The 24805-nt window shown below is 40.6% G+C and carries 26 protein-coding genes and 1 pseudogene; 10 read left to right on the top strand and 17 right to left on the bottom strand.

The window, feature by feature from the left end; genetic code table 11:
* Positions 1-6: 6 nt before the first annotated feature.
* The 12 genes and pseudogenes from TZ96_RS10530 to TZ96_RS00420 all read right to left on the bottom strand — a co-directional run.
* Positions 7-93 (bottom strand): annotated as a pseudogene (locus TZ96_RS10530) (anaerobic ribonucleoside-triphosphate reductase activating protein); the annotation flags it as partial.
* A 5-nt stretch (positions 94-98) separates the two neighbouring features.
* Positions 99-599 carry a GNAT family N-acetyltransferase gene (locus TZ96_RS00465; RefSeq protein ID WP_045762465.1) on the bottom strand — a complete coding sequence of 167 codons (501 nt, stop codon included), beginning with the start codon at positions 597-599 and terminating at the stop codon, positions 99-101.
* 37 nt (positions 600-636) lie between these two features.
* Positions 637-777: a hypothetical protein gene (locus TZ96_RS10815; protein ID WP_045762464.1), complete on the bottom strand. Its 141-nt coding sequence runs from the start codon at positions 775-777 to the stop codon at positions 637-639.
* Between the two features lie 11 nt (positions 778-788).
* Positions 789-2996, bottom strand: coding sequence for an anaerobic ribonucleoside-triphosphate reductase (nrdD, locus tag TZ96_RS00455; RefSeq protein WP_045762463.1), 2208 nt, complete (start codon positions 2994-2996; stop codon positions 789-791).
* A 119-nt stretch (positions 2997-3115) separates the two neighbouring features.
* A complete protein-coding gene (locus TZ96_RS00450) occupies positions 3116-4669 on the bottom strand; it encodes a damage-inducible protein CinA (RefSeq protein ID WP_045762462.1) in 1554 nt (517 codons plus the stop codon).
* Positions 4670-4713: 44 nt separating this feature from the next.
* Positions 4714-4848, bottom strand: a complete 135-nt coding sequence (locus tag TZ96_RS11035; protein WP_277813588.1) for a hypothetical protein — start codon at positions 4846-4848, stop codon at positions 4714-4716.
* A gap of 86 nt (positions 4849-4934) precedes the next feature.
* Positions 4935-6851, bottom strand: a complete 1917-nt coding sequence (gene mnmG / locus TZ96_RS00445; RefSeq protein ID WP_045762461.1) for a tRNA uridine-5-carboxymethylaminomethyl(34) synthesis enzyme MnmG — start codon at positions 6849-6851, stop codon at positions 4935-4937.
* Positions 6841-7272: an NUDIX hydrolase gene (locus TZ96_RS00440; RefSeq protein WP_045762460.1), complete on the bottom strand. Its 432-nt coding sequence runs from the start codon at positions 7270-7272 to the stop codon at positions 6841-6843. Before TZ96_RS00440 ends, mnmG begins: the two co-directional genes overlap by 11 nt.
* 8 nt (positions 7273-7280) lie before the next feature.
* Positions 7281-7736: an NUDIX hydrolase gene (locus TZ96_RS00435; RefSeq protein WP_045762459.1), complete on the bottom strand. Its 456-nt coding sequence runs from the start codon at positions 7734-7736 to the stop codon at positions 7281-7283.
* A 149-nt stretch (positions 7737-7885) separates the two neighbouring features.
* Positions 7886-8317 carry an SseB family protein gene (locus tag TZ96_RS00430; RefSeq protein ID WP_045762458.1) on the bottom strand — a complete coding sequence of 144 codons (432 nt, stop codon included), beginning with the start codon at positions 8315-8317 and terminating at the stop codon, positions 7886-7888.
* Positions 8318-8339: 22 nt separating this feature from the next.
* Entirely contained in the window at positions 8340-9461 is a 1122-nt protein-coding gene (gene mnmA, locus TZ96_RS00425; protein WP_045762457.1) for a tRNA 2-thiouridine(34) synthase MnmA, read from the bottom strand.
* A gap of 200 nt (positions 9462-9661) precedes the next feature.
* Positions 9662-10279, bottom strand: coding sequence for a LysM peptidoglycan-binding domain-containing protein (locus TZ96_RS00420; RefSeq protein ID WP_045762456.1), 618 nt, complete (start codon positions 10277-10279; stop codon positions 9662-9664).
* Positions 10280-10511: 232 nt separating this feature from the next.
* On the opposite strand from TZ96_RS00420, the gene sdaAB reads away from it, so the two are divergent.
* Genes sdaAB through TZ96_RS00405 form a run of 3 tightly spaced genes read left to right on the top strand, consistent with a single transcriptional unit; the run spans position 10512 to position 12729 of the window.
* On the top strand, positions 10512-11183 hold the full coding sequence (sdaAB, locus tag TZ96_RS00415) for an L-serine ammonia-lyase, iron-sulfur-dependent subunit beta (RefSeq protein WP_045762455.1): 672 nt from the start codon (positions 10512-10514) through the stop codon (positions 11181-11183).
* Between the two features lie 8 nt (positions 11184-11191).
* A complete protein-coding gene (gene sdaAA, locus TZ96_RS00410) occupies positions 11192-12064 on the top strand; it encodes an L-serine ammonia-lyase, iron-sulfur-dependent, subunit alpha (RefSeq protein WP_045762454.1) in 873 nt (290 codons plus the stop codon).
* A 23-nt stretch (positions 12065-12087) separates the two neighbouring features.
* On the top strand, positions 12088-12729 hold the full coding sequence (locus TZ96_RS00405; protein ID WP_045762453.1) for an HAD hydrolase-like protein: 642 nt from the start codon (positions 12088-12090) through the stop codon (positions 12727-12729).
* A gap of 86 nt (positions 12730-12815) precedes the next feature.
* Here TZ96_RS00405 and TZ96_RS00400 read toward each other — a convergent pair whose 3' ends face one another.
* The 4 genes from TZ96_RS00400 to TZ96_RS00385 all read right to left on the bottom strand — a co-directional run bounded on the left by TZ96_RS00400 (position 12816) and on the right by TZ96_RS00385 (position 16823).
* On the bottom strand, positions 12816-13232 hold the full coding sequence (locus TZ96_RS00400; RefSeq protein WP_075230439.1) for a DUF805 domain-containing protein: 417 nt from the start codon (positions 13230-13232) through the stop codon (positions 12816-12818).
* Between the two features lie 152 nt (positions 13233-13384).
* Positions 13385-13810 (bottom strand): DUF805 domain-containing protein, encoded by a 426-nt coding sequence (locus TZ96_RS00395; protein WP_045762451.1) that lies wholly within the window; start codon positions 13808-13810, stop codon positions 13385-13387.
* A gap of 261 nt (positions 13811-14071) precedes the next feature.
* Positions 14072-15922, bottom strand: a complete 1851-nt coding sequence (locus TZ96_RS00390; RefSeq protein ID WP_001035795.1) for a polysaccharide biosynthesis protein — start codon at positions 15920-15922, stop codon at positions 14072-14074.
* A 70-nt stretch (positions 15923-15992) separates the two neighbouring features.
* Positions 15993-16823, bottom strand: a complete 831-nt coding sequence (locus tag TZ96_RS00385) for a glycosyltransferase (protein WP_045762450.1) — start codon at positions 16821-16823, stop codon at positions 15993-15995.
* Positions 16824-17041: 218 nt separating this feature from the next.
* On the opposite strand from TZ96_RS00385, the gene TZ96_RS00380 reads away from it, so the two are divergent.
* The 7 genes from TZ96_RS00380 to TZ96_RS00350 all read left to right on the top strand — a co-directional run bounded on the left by TZ96_RS00380 (position 17042) and on the right by TZ96_RS00350 (position 23782).
* The gene (locus tag TZ96_RS00380; protein ID WP_045762449.1) at positions 17042-18208 is read left to right on the top strand and encodes a CynX/NimT family MFS transporter; all 1167 of its coding nucleotides are present in this window, start codon (positions 17042-17044) and stop codon (positions 18206-18208) included.
* Between the two features lie 585 nt (positions 18209-18793).
* The gene (locus tag TZ96_RS00375) at positions 18794-20290 is read left to right on the top strand and encodes a hypothetical protein (RefSeq protein ID WP_045762448.1); all 1497 of its coding nucleotides are present in this window, start codon (positions 18794-18796) and stop codon (positions 20288-20290) included.
* A gap of 41 nt (positions 20291-20331) precedes the next feature.
* Positions 20332-20757, top strand: coding sequence for a hypothetical protein (locus tag TZ96_RS00370; protein WP_045762447.1), 426 nt, complete (start codon positions 20332-20334; stop codon positions 20755-20757).
* Positions 20758-20930: 173 nt separating this feature from the next.
* Positions 20931-21257: a PadR family transcriptional regulator gene (locus tag TZ96_RS00365; protein ID WP_000273853.1), complete on the top strand. Its 327-nt coding sequence runs from the start codon at positions 20931-20933 to the stop codon at positions 21255-21257.
* On the top strand, positions 21244-21837 hold the full coding sequence (locus TZ96_RS00360) for a DUF1700 domain-containing protein (protein ID WP_045762446.1): 594 nt from the start codon (positions 21244-21246) through the stop codon (positions 21835-21837). The genes TZ96_RS00365 and TZ96_RS00360 overlap by 14 nt, the downstream gene beginning before the upstream one ends.
* The gene (locus TZ96_RS00355) at positions 21830-22738 is read left to right on the top strand and encodes a DUF4097 family beta strand repeat-containing protein (protein ID WP_045762445.1); all 909 of its coding nucleotides are present in this window, start codon (positions 21830-21832) and stop codon (positions 22736-22738) included. The genes TZ96_RS00360 and TZ96_RS00355 overlap by 8 nt, the downstream gene beginning before the upstream one ends.
* Before the next feature lie 87 nt (positions 22739-22825).
* Positions 22826-23782: a DUF6574 domain-containing protein gene (locus TZ96_RS00350; protein WP_045762444.1), complete on the top strand. Its 957-nt coding sequence runs from the start codon at positions 22826-22828 to the stop codon at positions 23780-23782.
* A gap of 156 nt (positions 23783-23938) precedes the next feature.
* Here TZ96_RS00350 and TZ96_RS00345 read toward each other — a convergent pair whose 3' ends face one another.
* Positions 23939-24796: a DUF4299 family protein gene (locus tag TZ96_RS00345; RefSeq protein ID WP_045762443.1), complete on the bottom strand. Its 858-nt coding sequence runs from the start codon at positions 24794-24796 to the stop codon at positions 23939-23941.
* Positions 24797-24805: the final 9 nt, after the last annotated feature.

The following is a 24805-nucleotide window of genomic DNA, read 5'->3' as shown; positions in this document are numbered from 1 at the left end:
CTGTTTAAAGTTAAAAGCCTTATAGTCAATGATACGCCCTTGACTAAGCTCCTCACTCTTCCACTCGCCTGGTTTTGGTGTATTCCATGTCATGCTTTCTACTCCAACTCTATCCAGTAACGTTCTACACCATTGCGAACATCCTCAAACACCCCACCATTAGCTAAGATAACAGCTCGGCTTGCTGGATTTTCTGTGCTACAAGTCACCAGAGCACGATGGATGTTCTTTTCTTTAGCAACTTGCAAGCCCTGACGGAGAGCTTCCTTGGCATAACCTTTGCCTCTTTCAGACGGTCGGATGGAATAGCCAATATGACCACCTTCTTCCAATAAGAAGTCATTGAGACGCAATCGAAGGTTGAGGAATCCAACTGCTTTACCATCTTTTGCAAAAGCAACTAACTGAATATCAGGCACCCACCCTTCAGGCAAATTAATCCCCATTTCATGATTCTGATTACTTTCCAACCACTCTTCATAAACAAAATTCTCAGCATCCCAAAATCCGCCATCATGGGCTGACTGGCTCTGTTCAAACTCTGCCATCATCTCTAAAACTGTTTCTTTATCTGCTAATGTTGGTCTGCGTAGTATCATTTTTACCTCCTACTAAGAGAAAAGCGAGAGGCAACTCTCACTTTTTCTTGTTTTTGTTTAAATATTGTTCTCTAAGTATAGCCACTCGGTCTTTCTTATTGACTCCACCCTTTGAATGTTTTTCGTGAAATCGTTGAACCAAGGCCTTGCCCTTATCGTCTAATTGATATTTTCCCATTCTATTTCTTTCTAACTTCTTACTTCATGTCCTGCTGTTTTGATAGTAGAACCGTTCATGTGTTTCACACGTGCAGCAATTTCCTTATGACGCCCATTAACCATCGGACGAGCTTGTGGGTTTCCAAGATAACCACAAGTTCGTTTAACAACATCTACTGTTTTAGGATCGTTATTACCACAGTTAGGACAAGCAAATCCTCTCTCTGTCGGCTCAAAATCTCCTTCAAAATCACACTTGTAACAGCGGTCAATTGGAGTATTGGTTCCGAGATAACCTACACGGTCATAAGCATAATCCCAAACAGCTTCCAAGGCCTTTGGATTTTGTTGAAGAACTGGATACTCACAGTAGTGGATGAAGCCACCTGATGCACCCGCTTCTGGATAAACCTTTTCAAAATCTAGTTTTTCAAAAGGAGTTGGATTTTTACGCACATCATAGTGGAAGGAATTTGTGTAGTATTCTTTATCAGTAATGTCTGGAATAGAGCCAAATTTCTCTGTATCCAAGCGGCAGAAGCGGTCTGTCAGACTTTCAGACGGTGTTGAATAAATAGAGAAGTGATACCCATATTGGTCTGACCACTCTTCCACTCGATGTTTCATATCTCGAATGATATCAAGGGTGAATTCTTTAGCTTCTGGATTGGTTTCCCAATTGTTGCCAAAGAATACTGTCGCTACTTCATAAAGTCCAATGTAGCCAAGCGAAACAGTAGCACGACGGTTCTTAAAAAGCTCGTCAACACTTTCTTCCTTCCCAAGACGACGTCCGAAGGCACCGTATTGATAAAGAATTGGTGCATTAGCTGGAGTGGCTTCCTTGGTTCTTTCCACACGATAAACTAGAGCATCTTCAGCAATATTCATGCGCTCGTTGAAAATTTCCCAGAACTTATTCATGTCGCCTTCGGATTCGAGGGCAATACGAGGAAGATTGACCGTCACCACCCCTAGATTCATACGACCAGAGTTAACTTCTACTCCATTTTCATCCTTCCATCCTTGAAGGAAAGAACGGCATCCCATCGGAACCTTGAAAGAACCTGTCAACTCGACAATCTTATCGTAAGACAAAACATCCGGATACATGCGTTTAGTTGCGCATTCAAGTGCTAACTGCTTGATATCGTAGTTAGGTGAACCTTCCTCCAAGTTAAGTCCTCTTTTAAGAGTAAAGATAAGTTTCGGGAAGATAGCTGTACGGTGTTCTGAACCTAACCCCTTGATTCTAATGTTCAGGATTGCCTTTTGAATTTCTCGTTCAAAACGATTGGTTCCTAGACCAAAACCAAGGGAAGTAAAGGGTGTTTGTCCATTTGATGTAAAGAGGGTATTAATCTCGTACTCTAGAGATTGCATGGCATCATAGATGTCTTTTTGGGCTTTCTTCCAAGCATATTCTTCGCGTTTATCAGGTAGAACCCATTCCTCTGCATCTTTGAGGTGTTTTTGGTAATTTTTTTCTGCATAAGGAGCCAAGACTTCATCAATACGGTCTGCTGAACAGCCTCCATACTGACTTGATGCAACGTTGGCGATGATTTGCGATATCTGAGCAGTCGCAGTCTGAATAGACTTAGGACTCTCTACCTCAGCATTCCCAATCTTAAAACCATTTTCCAACATGCCCTTGAAATCAATCAGACAGCAGTTGGTCATCGGAGTGTAAGGGCTATAGTCCAAATCGTGATAGTGGATATCCCCTTTTTGGTGGGCATTAGCCACATGCTTAGGAAGCATTTGAAGACCGATTGATTTCCCAACAATCCCCGCCGTCAAATCACGCTGGGTATTAAAAACATCACTATCTTTATTAGCATTCTCATTGACAACTGCCTGGTCTTTGTTGAGAAGTTTATGGATACTGAAGTTGATATCTGTTGCTTTTGAGCGCTCAAAATCCCTTTGAGTTCGGTAAGTGATATATTCCTCTGCCAAGGCATATTCTTTAGCTTCCAATAACTCATGTTCTACGATATTTTGGATTTCATAGATTTTTACACCTTGAGGAAAGCGACTATGAATCTCTTCTACAATACGTTCAACTAGAGTATTAAGACGCTTTTCTACCAAGGGGGTTACATCCATGACTTTTTCCGCAGCCTTATGCAAAGCTTTGTCAATCTTATCTACATCAAAAATAACGCGTCTACCGTCGCGCTTTTCAACAAATAAGGTTGGATCAGGGTTTGTTTTCTCTTCCAATACAATCATATCCAGGCTCTTTTCTTAAATTTTCTTTCTTAAAGTATTATATCACTATAAAAATAAAAATCAATATCTTGTGTAAAAAAATAATTTTTTTAAAAAATCACACAAGATATTGATAATTTTTATTTTAATTTGTACAGTTTAAAGTCTTTGAATTCACTTTGAACTGGTTGATAACTTTCTGCTAGAAGCTGTTCTACTTCCGTCCAGAGAGCTGTTTTGGTATTGACCACAATCACTTTAGGCTGATTATCACGTAAATCATTGACAAGTTTGCTACGATTTGCATCAAGACCAGTATATAATTTTGGTGATAGCAACTGACTAGCTGCTAAACGTTCACTAGTCTTATAACCATTAGTAAGATCATCCCATATATAAATACGATCTGTTGCCTGTGTTTGCCCTTTAATCGTAGTTTCGATACGAGTTCGTTCTTGATATTGTTCTGAGTGAAGAACATAACGGGCTCCCAGAGGAGCAAAAAATAGATAGGTCAAAGCTAACACTGGCAAATAGACATTACCCTGAAGAAATATTGCCCATATTGAAGGAACTTCTCGATGTCTTCTACGGCGATTGGCTCCTTCTAATTCCCCAGTTCGAATGTGAGTCAATAGAAGAATGGACAAGAACGGAAGAAAAGTAGCTAGACGACTACCGTGAATCGGTTCTGTAGAGAAAATTTCCAATCCTAGTAACAATAAGATAGCTACTGAAGCAAAAATAGATAAGACATATTGCTTGCTTGGCTTAGACTGAAAAAGCCCTGTAAATACGAATCTTAATCCTCCAAGACCAATTGTTAATAATCCATAAAAAAGGAGGTTGTCTAGCAAGGCTGGATTGGACATAAACTTCAAACTATCTACTGGATAGAGAATTTGACTAATAGCATTCCCGAAACTCCCGTTATAAGCCGTATAGTAACCAATTGGATAAAAGAAAAGTGAGAACCCAAGACCAGCTGCAAAAAATTGATAGAGCCCATGAACTAAGCGACCACGCCCAATATTAAAGGCTAACAATGCAAAGAATAAGACTAGAGCATATAGAGCTGTAACTAGAGGGGCAAAGAAAAATGCTAGAGCCAGGCTAATCCCAATACGCACGAAACCTTTGTCATGATTATACTCTACCAAATACCTTGTTACTAAACTAAGAGCGTAAAACAGGAATGGAAGGGCCAAAATGGTGGCATAACCACCGCCAAAGCTAAGTCCTCCAGCAAGAAGATAAAAGATGGTCAACACTTGTTGCGACTGCTTGTTCTCCTCCGTCAAGGCATAAGTTGAACGGAAAAGAAAAATACCAGCACCCACTAGAGCAAACCAAGTAAAGACTGCAAACAAAATACTACCCTTGCTTAGATACTGTAAAAAGTAATAGAGAAGGCCACTCGTTCCAAAATAGTCTGTGTAGATATCTCCCCCCTGGTGCATCGCCCATCCCATATAAAAATCTTGTGCCTGCTCTGGGCTAGTTAGTCCTAGCAAGAAAGGAAGAACTACAGATACAAGTACAACTAAAGTGCTCCAGATTAGGATCTTAAATAATGGTAAGGGAGCAAATGAACTTGGTTCATCCTCGAAGCGCTCCTCTCTCCCAACTAAATCATCCTGAATTCCCGTCCAAGATGGAGTTGGTTCCTCTTCTAATCTGCCATATACGTTCATTCATTCTCTCCTATGTTTTAATTTGTTCTAGTATATCAAAAAGTCTAGAGCTTGTCAGCCTGTGGTGGCCATTTGTCTAACTTTTGACAGAGACTAGCGAAGCGCTCAATCTCATAAAAACGATGATAGGAAGTATTTTTATAGTGGTCTAAAAAATTTTTTTCTTCTACCGTCAGCATGGTCATTCCTCCTTTTCTCTTTATTCGAAAAAAGAAGAAAAATCTAAAAAACTGAATTCCCCAAGCGAGAATTCAGCGATTTGTAATTAGTCAGCCTTTTTTTCTAGATTTTTTGAAATGCTTCGATTTTTACCTTCCAAATACACCATAAGAATGGAGATATCTGCTGGGTTAACCCCAGAAATACGGCTGGCTTGACCGATGGTTTCTGGATTAATGAGTTTGAACTTCTGACGAGCCTCTGTCGCAATGGAGTCAATATCATCCCAATCAATATTGGCGGGAATGCGTTTTTCTTCCATACGTTTCATCTTGGCAACCTGATCCATGGCTTTTGAGATGTATCCTTCGTACTTGATTTCCGTTTCAATCAATTCGATAATTTTGTCATCCAATTCTTCAGCAGCAGGTCCGATGAAGGCAACCACATCTTGGTAAGAGACTTCTGGACGACGGAGGAACTCCTTGGCAGTGACTGCATCAGTCAATGGTTTGAATCCCATCGCTTCGACCTTGGCATTGGTTTCCTTGACTGGCTTGAGTTTGATACTGTCTAGGCGTTTCATCTCATTGTCAAATTGATTTTTCTTGATCTCAAAGCGTGCCCAACGTTCATCATCCACAAGACCAATCTCACGACCCATCTCAGTCAAACGCATATCTGCATTGTCATGACGGAGGATGAGGCGGTATTCAGCACGACTGGTCAAGAGACGGTAAGGTTCAATGGTTCCCTTGGTCACCAAGTCATCAATCATGACCCCGATATAACCGTCACTGCGCTTCAAAATCAACTCAGGCTTGCCTTGGATTTTCAGAGCCGCGTTGATACCTGCGATAATCCCTTGGCCTGCTGCCTCTTCGTAACCAGATGTACCATTTGTCTGGCCAGCTGTGAAAAGTCCTGAGATTTTCTTGGTTTCCAGAGTCGCACGCAACTGGTGTGGTAAGACCATATCATACTCAATGGCATAACCAGTTCGCATCATTTCTGCATTTTCCAAACCTTTGATGGAATGTACCAAGTCACGTTGTACATCCTCAGGAAGGCTGGTTGAGAGACCTTGGACATATACTTCTTCTGTATTGCGTCCTTCTGGCTCTAGGAAGAGTTGGTGGCGTTCCTTGTCTGCAAAGCGTACAATCTTGTCCTCAATCGATGGACAGTAACGAGGCCCCACTCCCTTGACCACACCTGTAAACATAGGCGCACGGTGGAGGTTATTTTGGATAATCTCATGACTGGTACCATTGGTATAGGTCAACCAGCACGGTACTTGGTCTTTAACATAGTCCTCATCACGTGAAGTGTATGAGAAATGATTAGGCGCTTCGTCTCCTGGCTGAATCTCTGTCACATCGTAGTTGATAGAGGAAGCCTTGACACGTGGAGGGGTTCCTGTCTTGAAACGACCGATTTCGAGGCCAAGTTCCTTGAGATTATCAGCTAGGTTAATAGAAGCTAGGCTGTGGTTAGGACCTGATGAGTACTTGAGGTCTCCGATGATGATTTCCCCACGTAGGGCTGTCCCTGTAGTCACAATAACAGCCTTAGCAGCATACTCTTGATGGGTCGCAGTACGCACACCGACAACCTTGCCATCTTCCACCAAAATCTCATCAATCATGGTTTGACGAAGGGTCAGATTTTCTTGGTTTTCAACCGTTTTACGCATTTCCTTAGAGTAAAGTTCCTTGTCAGCCTGCGCACGAAGGGCACGGACAGCTGGGCCTTTCCCTGTGTTGAGCATCTTCATCTGGATGTAAGTCTTGTCAATGGTTTTGGCCATTTCACCACCAAGGGCGTCTACTTCACGCACGACAATCCCCTTGGCAGAACCACCGATAGAGGGATTACAGGGCATGAAAGCCAACATTTCAATGTTAATAGTCGCAAGCAAGACCTTGCAACCCATACGGCTAGCAGCTAGGGAAGCCTCGACCCCAGCGTGTCCAGCACCGATTACAATAATATCGTATTCTTCTATAAAATTATAAGTCATTTCTTAACCTTTCAAAAATTTCTCGCAAATAAGGAACTAACTTTTCCTCCTCTAGAGCTTGATCCATAGCAACCCATTTAAAGTGCGTATGCTCTTCAGGATCTAATCTGATAATTGGCTTCTCCCCAACCCACTCTGCTTTATAAACTAAGCGAGTAAAGACAGTATCCTTAGAGGTATCCAGTTGACTATCTTCGTGAAGAAGTTTGAGCGAACTGCTGTCTAGCCTAACTCCCGCTTCTTCAATACATTCTCTAAGAGCTCCATCTCGCGGAAGTTCACCCTTTTCAACCCCGCCACCAAGAATATCCCAGTAAGTTGGATAAACGTTGGGTTGTCCTCTTTTAATTTCCGAACGCTGAATGAGTAAATAATCACCACCACTATGAACAAGTACATGGGCAATAAGCTTAACCATCATTTTCTCTCCTATTCGTTAAGATGGATGTGTCGTAATTGTCCGTCCCAATTTGGCAGGGCTGTTTTCAAAAAGGCTGGAACTAGCTGAATATCCTCAAGCTTGTCCAAATCAATCCACTCACAGGGCTGCATTTTCTCATCTTCCTGCATGGTCAATGGGGCATCCTCAAGTAAGTCCACTAAATAATGAAACTCGATGTTGTGATAATAGACGCCGTCTTCTTCAAAACGATTTTCAACCACAAAAGCTAGCTGCCCAGCTTGAGCTTTTACACCCAGTTCTTCCCTCACTTCACGGACTACCGCGTCTTCCGTGCTTTCATTGACTTGAATCGCACCGCCGATAGTGTAATACTTGCCCTTATCTTTTGTGACTAGAAGTTTGCCATTTTGGAGAATCAAGGCTGTCGCCCGAACGCCAAAAACTGTGTTCCCCACCTTTGTCCGAAAGTCTTGTTGAGTCATTTTTATCCTTTCCTCTAAACGACACAAAAACAGTCAAAACTCGTAAGAAGTGCAGGACAAAAAAGCCTGCAACATCCATGAGCTTTGACCATCATTTCTATTGCTTTTATTATTGTAGCAAATTGAGAACATTTGTCAATCTAAATGTACTATGATTGGCGTATCGCTTCAAAAGCTCCTTTGTCAATCTCAACTGGGTCAGAAAAGGCATCTAGAACAATCCCTCTCACCGGAAAACTCTCTATCCCTTCCGCAGCAAACAAACAGTCCGTAAGAGACAATTGCAACCAAGAAAAGCGGTCATAATAGTCCTTAGGAATATCTTGTTCTGTTAAGAAACAAGGATAATAGTAGTCGTCTCCTTTTCGCAGAATATCTGGTTTAAGTCGAGCGCCTTCTTGTCCGTCACTCCCATTCACTAGAGAAGCATTGAAAGGGACCCAAACTTTAGCTTGTTTCAACTCCTTAAACAAGATCTCTATCGACTCTGTCGTTTTTTCACTCAGATACTCTTTCTTATAGTCAGAAAGAGTCATTATCTTATCTTTTTTAGGCGTTTTCTTCTTAAAAAATTGAAACATTCTCATTCCTCTTAGAACATCTTTAAATGTATTGACAAACCTTGCCATCGCGATAGGCATTGTCAATCAAGCCACCACCTAGACACTCTTCGCCGTCATAAAAGACAACTGCCTGTCCTGGTGTAATGGCGCGTTGCGGTTCTGCGAAAACGACCTCTGCCTTGTCTCCTTTGACATGTACAGTCACCTTCGAGTCTGGCTGACGGTAGCGGAATTTAGCCGTACATTCGAGCGTAAATTCCCCTGGCATGTCACGAGTAAAGTGGACTTGACTGGCTTCTAGGCTGGTTGACATGAGCGAATCATGGTAGAAACCTTGGCCTACATAGAGGATATTCTTGCTTAGGTCTTTTCCAACAACGAACCAAGGGGCATTGTCACCGCCGTGTTGACCACCGATACCAAGTCCTCCACGCTGACCAATCGTATAATACATAAGACCTGCATGTTCGCCCATATCGCGACCATCCACAGTCATCATGCGACCAGGCTGAGCTGGCAGATAGTTGCTGAGAAATTCTTTAAAATTCTTTTCTCCGATAAAGCAAATTCCTGTCGAATCTTTTTTCTTAGCAGTCGCAAGGCCTGCTTCTTCTGCTATTTTTCGTACTTCAGGTTTTTCCAAATGTCCCAGTGGGAACATGGTTTTTTGAAGTTGTTCTTGCGAAAGTTGGCTGAGGAAATAGGTCTGGTCTTTCCCATTGTCCACACCACGAAGCATATGAACGATGCCATCCTCATCACGCGCCACACGGGCATAGTGACCAGTCGCTACATAGTCTGCTCCCAAGGTCATAGCATAATCCAAAAAGGCCTTAAACTTGATTTCCTTGTTGCACATAACATCTGGATTTGGTGTGCGTCCTGCACGGTATTCCGCTAGGAAATACTCAAAAACGCGGTCCCAGTACTCTTTTTCAAAGTTGACAGAGTAGTAAGGAATACCGATTTGATCTGCCACTGCAGCCACATCCTTGTAATCTTCGGTCGCCGTACAGACGCCGTTTTCATCTGTGTCATCCCAGTTCTTCATGAAGATACCAATTACATCGTAGCCCTGCTCTTTGAGCAAGAGAGCCGTCACCGACGAATCGACACCACCACTCATCCCCACGACAACACGTGTTTTAGAGTTATCACTCATGGTAGTTCTCCCATCTATTCGTTTATTCACGATTGAAGGTCGTGTGTGCTTCACGATTGAAGGTCGTTTGAGCAGTTTTCATTATAACATGCTTGCTTAGAGAAGACAAGAAAGATGACAGAGGCCTTCAATTAGGAAACACGAAAAAAGTCGAGGAGATCCATCCCTCGACTTTTGCATCTTATTTTGTTCGTCAGTTCTTAGTACCAACCGTTGTTAAGCCAGAAGTTCTTAGCAGCTGTCCATGAACCGTAACGTCCTGCAACGTAAGCGTCTGCTACACGTTCTTGGTTTTCTGCTGAATAGTCACCGTTCAAGTATGAATCTGTCAATTGGTAACGTCCAATGTAACGTCCGTTTGTAGCTGTGTAGCTACCGCCTGATTCTTTTTGAGCGATCCATTCTTTAGCTTCTGCTTCAGATCCGCTTACAGTTGAAGTTGATGCTGAAGTTTCTGTTGTAGCAACAGTTTCTTCTGCTACAGTTACGCTTGCTGCTGGTGCTTCATAAGTTGTTGTTTCAGTAGCCGCAGGTGCTGCTACTGGAGCTTCTGCTGTCGCAGCTGAAGTAGTTGGTGCTTCACCATCAATAACCAATACTTGGTCTACATAGATCAAATGAATATCTTTAATCTTATTTTTTTCTGCCAATTTTTCAACAGTTGTATTGTATTTTTCAGCGATTCCTGATAGAGTGTCACCTGATTTTACTGTGTAAGTTGTTGTTTCTTGTGCAAAAGTAAGTGATGGTGCAAGGAAAGCAAGCGCTGCTGCTACTCCTACAAGTCCTGTTTTAATTTTGTTAGTTGTTGATTTCATATTAAAAGATTCTCCTTCTTTCTTATATTTCCATCATACCCTACTATTATTACTGTTTCTTGACGGTTTTATGTAGAAATGTTACAAGACTATGTTTTATTTCGCTTAAACAGCCTCTTTTTGTTACAAAAGGCTTGATTTTATGGGGTTTTTAGATATTTTATCATGGAATTGAGCGCTTGCATCTAATCTTTGATATAATAGAGTTAAGAATCTTTTTAAGGGGAAACAGATGCAATCACTTCGTTTTCAATCTGTCTTTGATATCATTGGGCCAGTCATGATTGGCCCATCTAGTAGTCACACGGCAGGAGCTGTTCGTATCGGTAAAATCGTCTCTTCTATCTTTGACGATACTCCAACCGAGGTCGAGTTCCAGCTTTTTAATTCTTTTGCAAAAACCTATCGCGGGCACGGAACTGACCTAGCCCTTGTCGCTGGAATCTTAGGAATGGACACAGATGATCCAGAAATTCCAAATAGTTTAGAAATTGCCCATAAGCGTGGCATCAAAATTGTCTGGACTATCCAGAAAGATAGTAACGCCCCTCACCCAAATACTACGAAAATCACTGTTAAGAATAAGCACAAGACCATCAGTGTGACAGGAATTTCAATCGGTGGTGGTAACATCCAGGTGACAGAGCTCAATGGCTTTGCCGTATCCCTCAACATGAACACCCCTACCATTATCATCGTTCATCAGGATGTTCCTGGTATGATCGCTCACGTAACAGAGGCCCTCTCTCGCTTTGATATCAACATCGCTCAGATGAATGTGACCCGAGAAAAGGCTGGTGAGAAAGCCATTATGATTATCGAAGTTGATAGTCGCAACTGTGATGAATCTATCGAAGAGATTCGTAAAATTCCTCATTTGCATAATGTCAATTTCTTTCAATAGGAGAAAATATGTTTTACTCTATCAAAGAATTAGTCGAACAAGCCGAACTTGATTTTCAAGGCAATGTTGCTGAGCTCATGATTACGACTGAGTTTGAATTGACTGGTCGTGAGCGCGAAGAAGTTCTCCTTCTCATGGAGCGCAACCTTGAAGTCATGAAAGCTTCAGTTGAGCTTGGTCTTAGTGAAAAAAAATCTCGTAGCGGTTTGACAGGTGGTGACGCTGCCAAGCTTGACCACTACATCAAAAAAGGAAAGACCCTATCAGACTTCACTGTCTTGTCTGCTGCCCGTAATGCTATCGCCGTTAATGAACACAATGCCAAGATGGGGCTGGTCTGTGCGACACCTACTGCTGGTAGTGCAGGCTGCCTTCCAGCCGTTCTCACTGCTGCTATTCAAAAGTTGGATTTAACTCATGAACAACAACTAGACTTCTTATTCGCTGCAGGTGCTTTTGGACTCGTGATTGCTAACAACGCTTCTATCTCGGGAGCCGAAGGTGGCTGCCAGGCCGAAGTCGGTTCAGCTTCAGCCATGAGTGCCGCTGCTCTAACTCTAGCTGCAGGCGGAACGCCTTATCAAGCGAGCCAGGCTATCGCCTTCGTTATCAAAAACATGCTCGGTCTCATTTGCGACCCAGTTGCAGGTTTGGTTGAAGTTCCTTGCGTCAAGCGGAATGCCATGGGAGCAAGCTTTGCCTTCATCGCAGCCGACATGGCTTTAGCTGGTATCGAATCGAAAATTCCAGTTGATGAGGTCATCGATGCCATGTATCAAGTAGGATCTAGCTTACCAACTGCCTTTCGTGAAACTGCTGAAGGGGGGCTCGCTGCCACACCTACAGGTCGTCGCCTTCAAAAAGAAATTTTCGGCGAATAATTTCATCATTATGAGGAGAATCAATGTCATCTATATCTGCTATCTTTTTTGACTTAGATGGAACGCTAGTTGATAGTTCTATCGGTATTCACAATGGTTTCACCTATACCTTTGACCAACTTGGAGTTTCTAGTCCTGGTGCCAAAACCATTCGAGGTTTTATGGGGCCCCCACTAGAAACCAGCTTTGCTAGTTGTTTGCCAGCTGAGCAGATAGAAGAAGCCATTCAGCTCTATCGTTCTTATTATAAGGAAAAGGGTGTTTACGAAGCCCAACTCTTTCCACATATCAAAGATTTACTTGTAGAACTAGCTGAGCATTATCCTCTTTATATCACTACTACGAAGAATACACCAACCGCAGTTGACATGACTAGCAATTTTGGGATTGATCACTTCTTTGATGGCATTTATGGTTCAAGCCCTCAAGCCCTACACAAGGCTGATGTTATTCGTCAAGCTCTAGAAACTCATCATCTAACTCCCGAAACAGTTGTTATTATCGGAGATACCAAGTTTGATATGATTGGTGCCCAAGAAACTGGCATTAAAAAACTAGCGGTAACTTGGGGATTCGGTGAGGAGAAAGACCTCATGGACTATCATCCTGACTGGATTGCTCACCACCCAACAGACATTTTACAGCATCTACAATTAAAACGTTAAACAAAAGACTCCCAGCCTAAAAGTTAGGTTTGGGAGCTTTTTGTCTGATCTTAATGAGGAGAATGACATTCCCCGTACTCATCCAATTATTCAAAAGGGGAAACTTCTTCACTTTCAACTTCTTTAGGTCTATTGATTGTTACTATTTCTACTTCCTTACTTGGCATGGCTAGCAGAACTAATAGAGCAAAACGTCCGACCACTGGAACAAAGTGAAGGAAGATAAAGGCCCAGTGGAAACCTCCATCACGCAAACGTCGAATCTTTAATGCTAAAGTAGGCAACAAAAGGAGTAGAGCCAAAATGGCATAAATACTGACAACCAATATAACTAAAGTAAAGTTCAGAGAAGGACCTTGGTTTATCTCTTTATTGAAGATAAGGATATACAGGGGCAGGAACAAGATATGATTCATCAGCCAAACCCACCAATATTCTGGACGTGTTGAGCGTCCTACAAAATCTACATAACCTTTTAAAAAATTTATATAAGCCCTAAACAAGATATTTCTCCTTTTTAACAACTGTATACTATAAAGTAGCCTCATTGTTATAAAACACTCCCAAATCTATTTTTAGATATGGGAGTGTTAGATATTTGCTTAACAATATAAAGAAAACTCTAAAACAGTTTCACTTGTAAAACCTAAACTTCTTAGTTTTTGTCTGATTCTTCGAATGGTGAAACTTCTACAACTTCTTCAGTTTCATTGATGGTTACTACTTCTACTTGTTTCGTTGGCATAGCTAACAAAACTAAAAGAACAAGAGGTCCAACCATGGGAATAAAAATGATAAAGATTAGAGCCCAGTGGAAACCAGCATCACGTAGACGACGAACTGTCAAAGCTAACATAGGTAATATTAGGGCTAGCCCGAAAATCATGTAGATAATAGCAATTCCACCCAAGGCCACTAGAGCAGCCTCATTTCTTGGATTTGCGAGCACCTTAAAATATGCTGAGTAAAAAGGGACAAGGAGGATCATATTTGTTAACCAAATCCACCAATACTCTGAGCGTGTTGAACGGCCTGTAAAATCTACATAACCTTTAAAGAAATTCTTATATGCGTTAATCATAAGTTACTCCCTATTTTTTTAATTCATACGAAATGAAAATGAAAGAGCAAATTAGAAAGTTCGTTATAAACCATATCTAAGTACAGTCAAACGATGCAGACCTCATTTACTTTGATTTTCAAATAGTATAAATTTAGTTTACCATAAATGTTCAACAATGACAAGTTTGTTCAAAAATTGGTAAAGGAGTAGCAGTTATCAATAAAAGGTATGATTCCACTTACCTCTAACATGAAGCTAGGAATCATACCTTTTTCTTTTTTAATGAATGTGAGTTGTTTCGTTAGCAAAACCGATAATAGCTTGCTTCAACTCTGAACCTTGCAAGGCACGGAATTCTTCAATCTTTTGATTGATAACTTCAAGTGGCATGACATTAACCTTACCAACAAAAATCTTATCCATGACTTGATTATCAACTAATTCAGTAGATACCAACAACTCCTCATAGAGTTTCTCACCTGGACGAATCCCCACTTCTACAATCGGAATTTCATTTTCAGTACGTCCACTAAGAAGAACCATTTTCTTGGCCAAATCATAAATCTTAACTGGTTTGCCCATATCAAGGATAAAGACTTCCCCATCTTTAGCATAAGCTCCTGCATGGATCACCAAACGGCTAGCTTCTGGAATGGTCATAAAGTAACGAGTCATACGGAAGTCTGTCACAGTCACTGGACCACCCTCTGCAATCTGACGCTCAAATACTGGAATCACACTACCACGGCTACCAAGAACATTCCCAAAACGAACCGCACAATAGGTAGATTGACTACGTTGGTTGAATCCTGTAACAATCAACTCTGCCACACGTTTGGTAGCTCCCATTACGTTTGGTGGATTAACGGCCTTATCGGTCGAAATCATAACCATCTTCGGTACCTTAGCGGCGTCAACTGCCTTGGCAACATTGTAAGTTCCGAGGATATTATTTTTAAAGGCTTCTTTTGGATTACGTTCCATCATTGGCACGTGCTTATGGGCAGCAGCGTGGTAAACAATGGCTGGTTGGTACTGCTCAAATACTTGAAGCAAGCGATCGTAGTCTTGGATGTCTGCAATCACAGGAACATAGTCAATTCCTTGGAAGCTACGAATCAATTCATGATAGATCAGATAAATGGAGTTTTCCCCATGACCCAAGAGAACCACGCGCTCTGGATTAAAGCGACTAACCTGACGGCAAATCTCAGACCCAATAGAACCTCCTGCACCTGTCACTAAGATGGTTTTTCCAGTAATTTCTGAGCCTAGACGTGACTCATCTAGTTGAATTTCTTTACGTCCCAAAAGGTCAGTAATATCGATTTTTTGGAAACCACCTACCTGAGGATGCAATCCTTGTACAACCGACTCAATCTTGGGCATCTTATAACACTTCAAGCCAAGTTGGTTACACATTTTTAGGATACGCTCATACTCTGATGGATCGAGAGAAGGAATCGCAACGATAACTTTTTCAATCTGATGACGTTTAGAGAGTTCTGGCAACTGTTCATAAGATCCTAAGACTGGGATTCCACCTAGTTTTTGACCTTTTTTCTTTTCATCATTATCCAAAATACCCACTAACTCAAGATCACTCGTAGGATGTTGGTAGCTGTTCATAAAGAGAGCTCCACCGTCTCCCGCACCAATCAAGAAGGTACGACGATGTTCCCCTTCTCCATCACCCTTTTTGCGTCTTGAATAGATCAACTGCCAAGTAATACGTGGGAGCAAGATCAAGAAGGTGCTGAGCAAGATAAAGAGAACGATGAAACGCACAGAGAATAGTGGCAAGAAGGCATAGCAAAGGAGATAGGACAAGACACTGCTGACACTTACTCCGATGAATATCTTCATAAAGTCTGTGATTTTGCTATAACGACTAATGCTAGCATTGAGCCCCCAGAATCCAATCATGATTTGATAGAAAAGGAAGGTCAAGCTTGTATAGATGACATAGTCCACAGGAGCTGGATTGATCAATCCATAAAACAAGATATAAGAAACAATGATTGAGGAAATCATGCTGGCAGCATCAAAAATCCCCCAAAAGACTTGTTTTTGTTGTTTATTTAACACTTCAACAAGATCAATTACATAATCTGTCATTTTTTTATTCATGTGAATGGTATCCTCCTACACAAAATCACATTTTCTAGTAATTACAAGATATTTTTCTAAAACCGATTAGTTATTTGCTTTTTCTCAATAGTTTTAAAAATATAAACTGTCGGACAAAGCCTGGACATAGGGCAACGACAACTTGGATTAAAACACTTTTCAGATATTCGCCATAAGAAATCTGTCCACGCGCGTGCATTCTTTGACGTGCTTGGCGATAGAGTTTGAGATAGCGAAGGCCACCACGACGTTCAAACATCCCCGCTCCCACGCGTACCTTACAAAGAATCTGATCCACATTTCCAGTCCGAGCACCAGCGCTAATCATATTAAGCCAGAGCAAATCATCTTCCATATAGAGCCCATCTTCATAGTTACCTGCCTTAAGAACCATCTCTTTTTTAAACATAACCGTCATATGATTAAAGGCACTTCTCATACGTTGGTAGGCGATAATCTCTTCGTGCTTAATCGGCACACGACGGTAAGAAACAATTTCATCAGGTTGATCGATGAATTCTGCGATATGACCGCCTAGTAGATCCAAGTTTTCCTTTTCCATCAAGTCAAACTGTTGCTCAAAACGGTCTTCGACAGCAATATCATCTGTATCCATTCGGGCAATAACATCATATTGGCACTGCAAAACACCATACTGTAGTGCCAAGCCCAGGCCACGGTTTTGTTCAAGTGGACAACGTTTAATTGGAATACTTGACTGTGCTGTCAATTTATCCAAAACTTGATATAGTTCAGGTGTCAATGGACCGTCTTCAACGATAACCACTTCACTAGGCTTAAGCGTTTGATGTAAGATACTCTCTACCGCTTCTTCTAGAAAGGTAGGATTTTCTTTGATATAGACTGACATCAAGACACTAAATTTCCGATTTTCAGACACAGCAGTTCTCCAATGTATAGATTTTCTTTCACTATTTTATCACAAATTCCCAGACTTTCCTATTTTTATTTGAATCCCAGAAAAAACTAGTAAATCTATCCTTCTTTTTCACCCATGATTTCGCTCAACTAAGGAGCGGATTTTCTCACACCATCTTGACATCTATTGGAAAAAGCCTTAAAATAAGCTGTTATCAAAATCAGTTTATTGAGGTTCACATGAAAAAACGATCACTCTTTTTTATTCTAGGAATTATCTTAATCGGAGCGGTCTTAAGAGCTCCTTTTACGGCCTTACCAACTGTTTTGGGAGATATTGCTCAAGGTTTAGGAGTTGAGGTCAGCTCGCTTGGGGTTTTGACCAGCCTTCCTCTCTTGATGTTTGCTCTTTTCTCCTCTTTTGCGACACGTTTGGCTCAAAAAATTGGACTTGAGCATCTTTTCACCTACAGCCTCCTCGTCTTGACTGTGGGTTCAGCGATTCGTATCTTCAATCTTCCCCTTCTCTATCTGGGAACCTTACTCATCGGAGCAAGTGTCGCTATTTTTAACGTACTTCTTCCTAGTATGATTCAGGCAAACTATCCACAAAAGATTAGCTTCCTGACAACGGTTTATGTGACGACTATGGGAATCGCGACAGCACTAGCTTCCTACCTCTCTGTACCCATTACTCAGGCAACATCTTGGAAGGGGCTGATTCTCTGCCTGTCCATGGTCTGCCTGCTAACCTTATTGGTCTGGTTCCCCAACCATGGCCACAATCATTTCCTAGAAGGGCATGAAGAGAAAAAAGAAAAAGAGAATATCCTAAAAAGCAAGCAAGTTTGGGCTATTATTGTCTTTGGTGGACTTCAGTCCTTACTCTTCTATACCAGTATGACCTGGTTACCAACCATGGCCATCAGTGCAGGGCTAGCTCATACGAATGCCGGACTTCTGGCTTCTATCTTTTCACTAATTAGCATTCCCTTCTCCATGACCATTCCAAGTTTAACGACGCGTTTGTCAAATCGTCACCGTCAAATCATGTTAACAATCATCTCTCTGGCTGGTATGTTAGGAATTGCCATGCTTTTATACCCAAGTAGTAATTTCTTTTATTGGCTGATGGCTCACCTCTTAATTGGCACGGCCTGTAGCGCACTTTTCCCCTATCTCATGGTTTGCTTCTCCATCAAAACCAGCTCTCCTGAAAAGACAGCCCAATTATCTGGACTTGCCCAGACCGGTGGTTACATTCTAGCGGCCTTTGGACCAACTCTCTTTGGTTACAGTTTTAACATGTTCCAGTCTTGGGTTCCAGCGGTACTGATTCTTCTAGTAATTGATATCATCATGACAATCGCCCTCTTTATGGTGGATCGAGCGGATAAAATCCTTTAAAAGGTTGAAATTCAACTCAACGAGAAATACTTTTCAAGCCAGACGGATGTCTGGCTTTTTTCTTTTAAAAAGGTTTGAAAGGCCTCCTCACAAGACTTTCGTTAAGCTAAAACATGCTATAATATACCTAGGAAGATTTATCGTTTAAATTTGATAAAGAAGACCATGATGGAAACAACTATACAATTTATCTCTCAAAGAAGTCGAAACTCTCTCAATTGAAGGGGATTGTTTTTCCCCTAAAAACATCCATGTAGATTCCTCTAACTTTTTAAATGATATACCATAGTTACGCTATTTCAACTTTTTTACTGGTATCCTAAAAAGTAAGGATGCAACTTCAATCATTAATCTGATAAAGCTAGAATATCTAACAATCAAACCTTCCAAGGAGGTTAACCTTTTGCATCATAAAATCCTTCAATTCCCAAAATTGAAGGACGGCTCAGTCATTGAGAAACCAGAAATCTATCTAAAATAAAACCTTAAAGAACTTTACTTGTTTTAACTCAATTACAAACAAGTATTTGTTTAAAAGTCTAAAAAGACTATTGAAAATGTAGTAACATTTAAGGAGAAATTTATATGCTAGCAAAATCAGGGGACGTCTATTGTGTTTACAATTTCCATCTAAAAAAATACATAGCTTGCCAGATAACCAAGATCGAAGAGGGGGAGAAAAAGCCTCAGGCTGTCCTACTGTCATTAGACTGGTCAGGAGAACAACCTCTTACAGAAGAAGAACTATCTTTCTTAAAGCCACTGTACATTGATTTTATGTACTGGGATAGAGGCTTGCATCTGAGTAATGTTGATATTCATGTACCGTCAAATTATATTTTTATTGGGAATACAAGACCATTAACAACCGAAAGCACAAACACATATGCTATGTTTTGGGGGAATGGTTACGATATTTATAGGCAACTAAAATGGCAAGAAATCCCAAAAGAAAAAAGAGATTTATTTAAGAAAGCAGATAAAAGCAAGGAAAAGGTTTCATTTGCAGGAAATGAGTATCGTATTTCTAAATACAATATCAATGACGAGTGGACGCCCTTTGAAAACGCATTAGAATTAAAAGTCTTTCCTTGTTTATCTAAGTTGGCATTAACTAAATGGCACAAAAATATATATGAATATTTACAGTCGACTCCTTTTATTACAGAACTAGTTCTTGAAAATCATGGACAAACAAAACTGGATTTTTCTAAGACATCCATACATCGACTTTCCATTGATTTGACAGGTGTAGAGGAACTTAGATTAAACGATGATTTAGAGGAACTATTCTTATTAGGAGACATGAGCAACAATTGTCAGATACTTGTAAAGGATCATGGAGCCAGCTTACGATTACAACTTGATAACTCTCTACCCAAGGTGCTGGGATTAAAGGATTTGGGAGCCATCCATTGTTCAAACATCCTTGAAATAGACTTTGCACAAATCTTGAATAACTATCCAAATCTTAGGGAATTGAGATTGTGGGGGAAACCTGGTAATATTCTTAATTTCCATAAATTATCAGAGTTAAAAGAGTTAATCAATTTCTCAACCGTTGATTTGTTTGGCTTTACTGCAGAGGATATCCCAAAACCAGAAGATTTACCTCAATTAAGCATGTTTTGGATGAGCAGCTTACCAGAAGATGCCGCTAAAGTATCCAAAAAATATTATAAAAAACAGCAAGACAAGGGACTGAATCTTTGGATAACAAAACCGAGGAAAGCTGAATGGCTAGCCCAAAACCTAGATAATCCATTTCGCTCATGGGATGGACAAGAAAATATTTCAACCGCAAATGCAAAAAAAGCAGCCTCTCTATATAGAAAGACTAGAGCAAGCCTTATAAAGCTTCTAGAAAACCCCAATGAGAACACTATGACAAACGTAGAAGTTCTCATAAGAGAATATACTCAAGGTTTCAATAAAATCGACAAACGTAACTGTTTTATTGAAACAATCGAGAGAGAGGATATCTATAGTGCCCTAGTTGAGATCTTAGATTTACTACCTGAAGATTTAGGAATAGACAAAGAAAAATTTATAGAAATCTTTGATGAGCTAAAGGATTTTTAAATGAGAAGCCTTTCTAGTTCATTCCTGAAACGGAGATTATCATGACTAACTTTATACAGACTATCACAGTAGAAAATCGACAGGTCGACAAAGAAAATTACTTTACAATTGGCTACTCTCCTGAGATAGAAAAATCTTTACTGTGTGTTTATATTTCTTGGATTGCTGGCTACGAACGCTATTACGAGTTAGATGACGGAGATTTGGCTCTCTTTGAAAGGAAACGAGAAGAATTTCTCAAAAAATATGAAAAAGAAATCAAGGCTTATCGGACTGAAAGATTGATTGGTTCTGGGGCTCTGAGGGATTACAATTTCAGATCTTTGCCTGAGAATATCCTAGAAAACTTGGATAGCTATCCCCCATTTAAGGGATATGTTTATCAAAACGGCATCCTCTGTGCCAAAATCAAGATTGAAGACAAGTATTTTTATCTTCCGCCCATTTATGATGAGGATTGCAGATAAGCATTGCCTCAAAGTAATGCAAAACAGCCTCCAATCTTCTAGTTTTTACTAGAAGATTTTTTATATATAAAATTTTTACACATATTACTTGACAGGGCTTACAAATAGATGTATGATGTATGTGTAGAATAATTATATATAAAATTTTTACATACTAAAAAAGGAGGTGCCCCATGTATTTTCCAACATCATCGGCCTTGATTGAATTTCTCATCCTGGCCATCCTAGAACAAGGGGATTCCTATGGTTATGAGATTAGCCAAACCATTAAACTCATTGCCAAAATCAAGGAATCCACCCTCTACCCCATCTTGAAAAAACTGGATACCAACCGCTATCTGACTACATACTCTCGCGAATACCAAGGTCGGATGCGCAAATACTACTCTTTGACAGAAATCGGAGAGGAGCAACTCTTTGTCCTTCGAGAAGAATGGACACTCTACACTGACACTATCAACGGCATCATAGAAGGGAGCATTCGCCATGACAAGAACTGAATATTTGAATCAGCTTGAAGCCTATCTGATGAAGCTGCCTCAATCTGATCGTATCGAAGCCATGGACTACTTCAAAGAACTCTTTGATGATGCTGGGCCAGAAGGTGAGGAGGAGCTTATCGCTAGCCTGGGAAGTCCAAAAGAAGCTGCCCATGATGTCCTGACTACACTTCTTGATAAGAAAATCAACCAAGAAAATTCCAGCAAGAACGACCGCCATATTTTACGCATCGCTCTACTAGCCCTTCTTGCAGCTCCTATCGGAATTCCGGTCGGAATTGGTCTTCTCATGGCTATCATCGGCATTTTTATCGCTGCTGTCAGCGTACTTATTGCCTTCTTTGCTGTATCAGCAGCTGGAATGGTTCTCGGAGCTGTTCTCCTATTTGAAAGCTTCTACATTCTGGCTGAATCTACATCTGCTTTTATTCTGATTTTTGGTGGAGGTTTACTGGCAGTCGGAGCTTCATCCCTAGTCTTGCTAGCAACTTCCTATGTGACCCGTTTCTTTGGATTACTGGTCCTTCGACTTATCCAATGGATTCTTAATAGAGGAAAGAGAGGTGAAAGACATGCGTAAATGGACAAAAGGATTTCTTATCTTTGGTGTTGTTACTAGTATCATTGGTTTTTCCATGATGATCATCGGGATCCAAACAGATGGTGTCAGAAGCCTCCTTGCAATGTCTCAAAATCCAGTATTTGAAAGTCGAATGGAAGAACTCGTTTTTGATCAAGATATTGAAAATCTAAACATCTCACTAACAGAACATTCGCTCGTCATTACGGAGTCAAACGATGATAAGATTCACCTTCAGTATCATCCAACCATCTCTGAAAAAGAAAATCTTCAACACTCTATCAAAGAGAAAAGTCTTGAAATAACTGACACCAAGTCAACTACACGTCGCTCTATAGGTTCTAGTATCGAGGGTATTCTCTATATCGCAAGCGGAATTTCTAGTCGCAATGATGAAGTTGTTCTCTCATTACCAAGAGGAAAAGACTTAAAAAATCTAACTGCCCAGGTAAACCATCGTATCCTTTCAATTGCTAATGCAAAACTCAGCAATGCCAAGATTCTGTCAAATGGATATCTCCTTCGTATCACTGATAGCGAGATTAAAAATAGCCAACTGATCACAACTGGAATTGTCAATGTATTTGAAACCAGTCTAACAGATAGCCGCATCCAAGCAGATCATGAACATATCAAGGCAGACGATATCCAAGTGCATGGTCGAGTGGAATTCGAGGCAAGAAAAGATATCTCACTCGAGTTATCTCAAAAGGAACTTGATCGAATCAATGTTGAGTTTTCTGCTGAACATGGTGATATCTATCGTTGGCATCGAGACAGACGTGACATACCTACGGGAGGTAGTAAAGGTGAAGCATTAGCGAACCCTTACAAAACAGAAAAAAAAGATACGCAAGATCTCCTCGTCGCAAAATCTAATCAAAGTATCTATTTCCCATAATAAGATCGCTTGCTTTCTTATAGAAATCATGAATAAAGACAACTAGTAGTTACTACTCAAAAATTAATCAAAAAAGGGAGGTCTATTATGACTCAAGAATGGTTTGAAAGTGCTGATTTCGAAAAAACAGCCAACAATGATAAAAAAGATAGCCCATCCGACTCAGTTCTCCTTGAAGAAGATTCAGAGACAAGAGAAGAGGCGCCAGTAGTTGAGGAAAATCCTCAAGCCAATCCAGAAGATAAGGAAACTAGTGAGGAAACTGTAGAGACTGAAGAACTCGCTGAAAAATCAGAAAAGATAGACGAGTCAGAAGAACCTGTTAAAGAAGCTTCTCAGAAAAGTCAATCTTTGGAAAGCCCGTTTTTACCAGATTCTACATCTGCCAAAACAGCACTATTCGCAGTATTCAAAGAAGAACTGGCTGATCTTTGGTTTTGGCTACAAGGTGCCCTTAAAGAACCGACAACAAGCATTGATACAGATAAAAAACATAGTTATAATGCCTTTGCCCTGCTGACTATCTTTTCTGCTCTTAGTTTCTTCTGTGCGATTTATCATATCAAGCATAACTACTACGGCCATATGGCGGCTATCAACTCTCATGTCAGCGAGCAGTTCCCTTCACTGAATCTCTTTTCTATCTTCTCCATCTTGGTAGCGACAAGTTTATTCTTCTTTTCTATCCTTATGGGTGGATTTGTAGTTAAACGTTTTGTCAATCAGGACAATGACTGGACGCTGGAAAAATCCTTGCAAGAGTACAGCAGACTCTTCGCCCTTCCTCTCCTGCTCACAGGTATTGCCAGTTTCTTTGCCTTCTTTAATAGTCTACGCTTTGCGGCTCTTCTCTGCCTCATTAGCATTGGTCTGGTACTTCTTGCCAACCTCTATACCATCTCAAGACCAAGTAAAGATAGCCAAACTGATTCCTTCTATCGCCTTCTCTTGGCATTTCTAGTCAACGGTGGTATCCTATTTCTCTTCTTCCTAGCAGAAATGACTCTAGTATTTGAATATCTACGAATCCTAGCTTTTATGTAAGATAAAGGTAGCGAGATAGAAAGATATTAACTTTAGAGGATCATTACTATAAAATTTTAGAAACAAAAAAGCGAACAAGACAGAATTCTGATAATCAGAAAACTAATCTTGTTCGCTTTTTAACTTATATTTGGACTTTTACTCCAAATTTCTTTTTTATCTATTTACTAAGGCTTCAAAATCCTCTCCTGAAACTGGTCCTACCTCTACTTGGTTGGCATCCAAATCCTGACAAAGTTCCTTTGGAAGAGCTTCTAAAAAGGCTTGGTAATCGAGTCTAGCTACTGCTTCATAGTCTTCAGCTTTTGAACCATCTCCAGATATTTTCACCAAGTCAATCTCCCAGACAAGGTCCTTACCAGCCAACTGCTCAACATAAGGCACGGGAACAACAGGACCTTTCGGCAAAATTGTCTTAACCCCCTGAGCCAGGTGATAGATGCCGTGGATCTTACCCTCACCATCTGGATAGAATTTAGCACTTGCTGGATATGCATCCGACCCTTGAACCTTTTTGACTAATGCTTCAAAACGTGCCACTCCATCTTCTTCCAAGAAGTTTTCTAAGTCCTTCTTATCAAAGTAAATAGTTGATAGAATTCCTTGGCAGAAGCCCAAACGAGCACCCTTATCAGCTAGATAGCTCTTGACAGTTTCTTGGAAATAGTTTTCCAAATCAAAGTCTGACAATCCTTCAACTGCTTCACCAACCTTGCTAGACAAGGCTTGTAAGAGAGCTTCTACAATCTCCCAGTCAGCTCTTGTAATCAAATCAGGAATGATTACTTGGTAGCCTTTTTGAGCATCTGCATAACGAACTTTAAAGAGAAATTGAGACTTGCCTACGATTCCACACTCGATATACTCAAGGCGATTGAAGGGTTGACGGAGATAGACTGCATCATAGCTATGTGACTCTAAGCCATCTACTAGGGCCAAGACTGACTTAGCTGTTAAAATCTCCTGTTGTCCTAGAATGCTTTCTTTATTTGGAATAAAAAATGTTTTCACCATAAATGGTCT

Origin of the sequence: Streptococcus infantis, assembly GCF_000963255.1 — a bacterium.
Lineage (GTDB): Bacteria > Bacillota > Bacilli > Lactobacillales > Streptococcaceae > Streptococcus > Streptococcus nidrosiense.
Note: the sequence above shows the minus strand (reverse complement) of the source record. Positions and strands in the feature narration are given on the sequence as shown.

What these genes read in the sequence shown, in the direction of transcription:
- nrdD (WP_045762463.1), bottom strand. Translation starts at nt 2,996, where the DNA reads ATGATTGTATTGGAAGAGAAAACAAACCCTGATCCAACCTTATTTGTT.
- TZ96_RS11035 (WP_277813588.1), bottom strand. Translation starts at nt 4,848, where the DNA reads ATGCTGACGGTAGAAGAAAAAAATTTTTTAGACCACTATAAAAATACT.
- TZ96_RS00390 (WP_001035795.1), bottom strand. Translation starts at nt 15,922, where the DNA reads ATGAATAAAAAAATGACAGATTATGTAATTGATCTTGTTGAAGTGTTA.
- TZ96_RS00395 (WP_045762451.1), bottom strand. Translation starts at nt 13,810, where the DNA reads ATGATTAACGCATATAAGAATTTCTTTAAAGGTTATGTAGATTTTACA.
- TZ96_RS00435 (WP_045762459.1), bottom strand. Translation starts at nt 7,736, where the DNA reads ATGACTCAACAAGACTTTCGGACAAAGGTGGGGAACACAGTTTTTGGC.
- TZ96_RS00345 (WP_045762443.1), bottom strand. Translation starts at nt 24,796, where the DNA reads ATGGTGAAAACATTTTTTATTCCAAATAAAGAAAGCATTCTAGGACAA.
- TZ96_RS00360 (WP_045762446.1), top strand. Translation starts at nt 21,244, where the DNA reads ATGACAAGAACTGAATATTTGAATCAGCTTGAAGCCTATCTGATGAAG.
- mnmA (WP_045762457.1), bottom strand. Translation starts at nt 9,461, where the DNA reads ATGAGTGATAACTCTAAAACACGTGTTGTCGTGGGGATGAGTGGTGGT.
- TZ96_RS00465 (WP_045762465.1), bottom strand. Translation starts at nt 599, where the DNA reads ATGATACTACGCAGACCAACATTAGCAGATAAAGAAACAGTTTTAGAG.
- TZ96_RS00375 (WP_045762448.1), top strand. Translation starts at nt 18,794, where the DNA reads ATGCTAGCAAAATCAGGGGACGTCTATTGTGTTTACAATTTCCATCTA.
- sdaAB (WP_045762455.1), top strand. Translation starts at nt 10,512, where the DNA reads ATGCAATCACTTCGTTTTCAATCTGTCTTTGATATCATTGGGCCAGTC.
- TZ96_RS00380 (WP_045762449.1), top strand. Translation starts at nt 17,042, where the DNA reads ATGAAAAAACGATCACTCTTTTTTATTCTAGGAATTATCTTAATCGGA.
- TZ96_RS10815 (WP_045762464.1), bottom strand. Translation starts at nt 777, where the DNA reads ATGGGAAAATATCAATTAGACGATAAGGGCAAGGCCTTGGTTCAACGA.
- mnmG (WP_045762461.1), bottom strand. Translation starts at nt 6,851, where the DNA reads ATGACTTATAATTTTATAGAAGAATACGATATTATTGTAATCGGTGCT.
- sdaAA (WP_045762454.1), top strand. Translation starts at nt 11,192, where the DNA reads ATGTTTTACTCTATCAAAGAATTAGTCGAACAAGCCGAACTTGATTTT.
- TZ96_RS00365 (WP_000273853.1), top strand. Translation starts at nt 20,931, where the DNA reads ATGTATTTTCCAACATCATCGGCCTTGATTGAATTTCTCATCCTGGCC.
- TZ96_RS00405 (WP_045762453.1), top strand. Translation starts at nt 12,088, where the DNA reads ATGTCATCTATATCTGCTATCTTTTTTGACTTAGATGGAACGCTAGTT.
- TZ96_RS00355 (WP_045762445.1), top strand. Translation starts at nt 21,830, where the DNA reads ATGCGTAAATGGACAAAAGGATTTCTTATCTTTGGTGTTGTTACTAGT.
- TZ96_RS00420 (WP_045762456.1), bottom strand. Translation starts at nt 10,279, where the DNA reads ATGAAATCAACAACTAACAAAATTAAAACAGGACTTGTAGGAGTAGCA.
- TZ96_RS00370 (WP_045762447.1), top strand. Translation starts at nt 20,332, where the DNA reads ATGACTAACTTTATACAGACTATCACAGTAGAAAATCGACAGGTCGAC.
- TZ96_RS00450 (WP_045762462.1), bottom strand. Translation starts at nt 4,669, where the DNA reads ATGAACGTATATGGCAGATTAGAAGAGGAACCAACTCCATCTTGGACG.
- TZ96_RS00430 (WP_045762458.1), bottom strand. Translation starts at nt 8,317, where the DNA reads ATGTTTCAATTTTTTAAGAAGAAAACGCCTAAAAAAGATAAGATAATG.
- TZ96_RS00440 (WP_045762460.1), bottom strand. Translation starts at nt 7,272, where the DNA reads ATGATGGTTAAGCTTATTGCCCATGTACTTGTTCATAGTGGTGGTGAT.
- TZ96_RS00350 (WP_045762444.1), top strand. Translation starts at nt 22,826, where the DNA reads ATGACTCAAGAATGGTTTGAAAGTGCTGATTTCGAAAAAACAGCCAAC.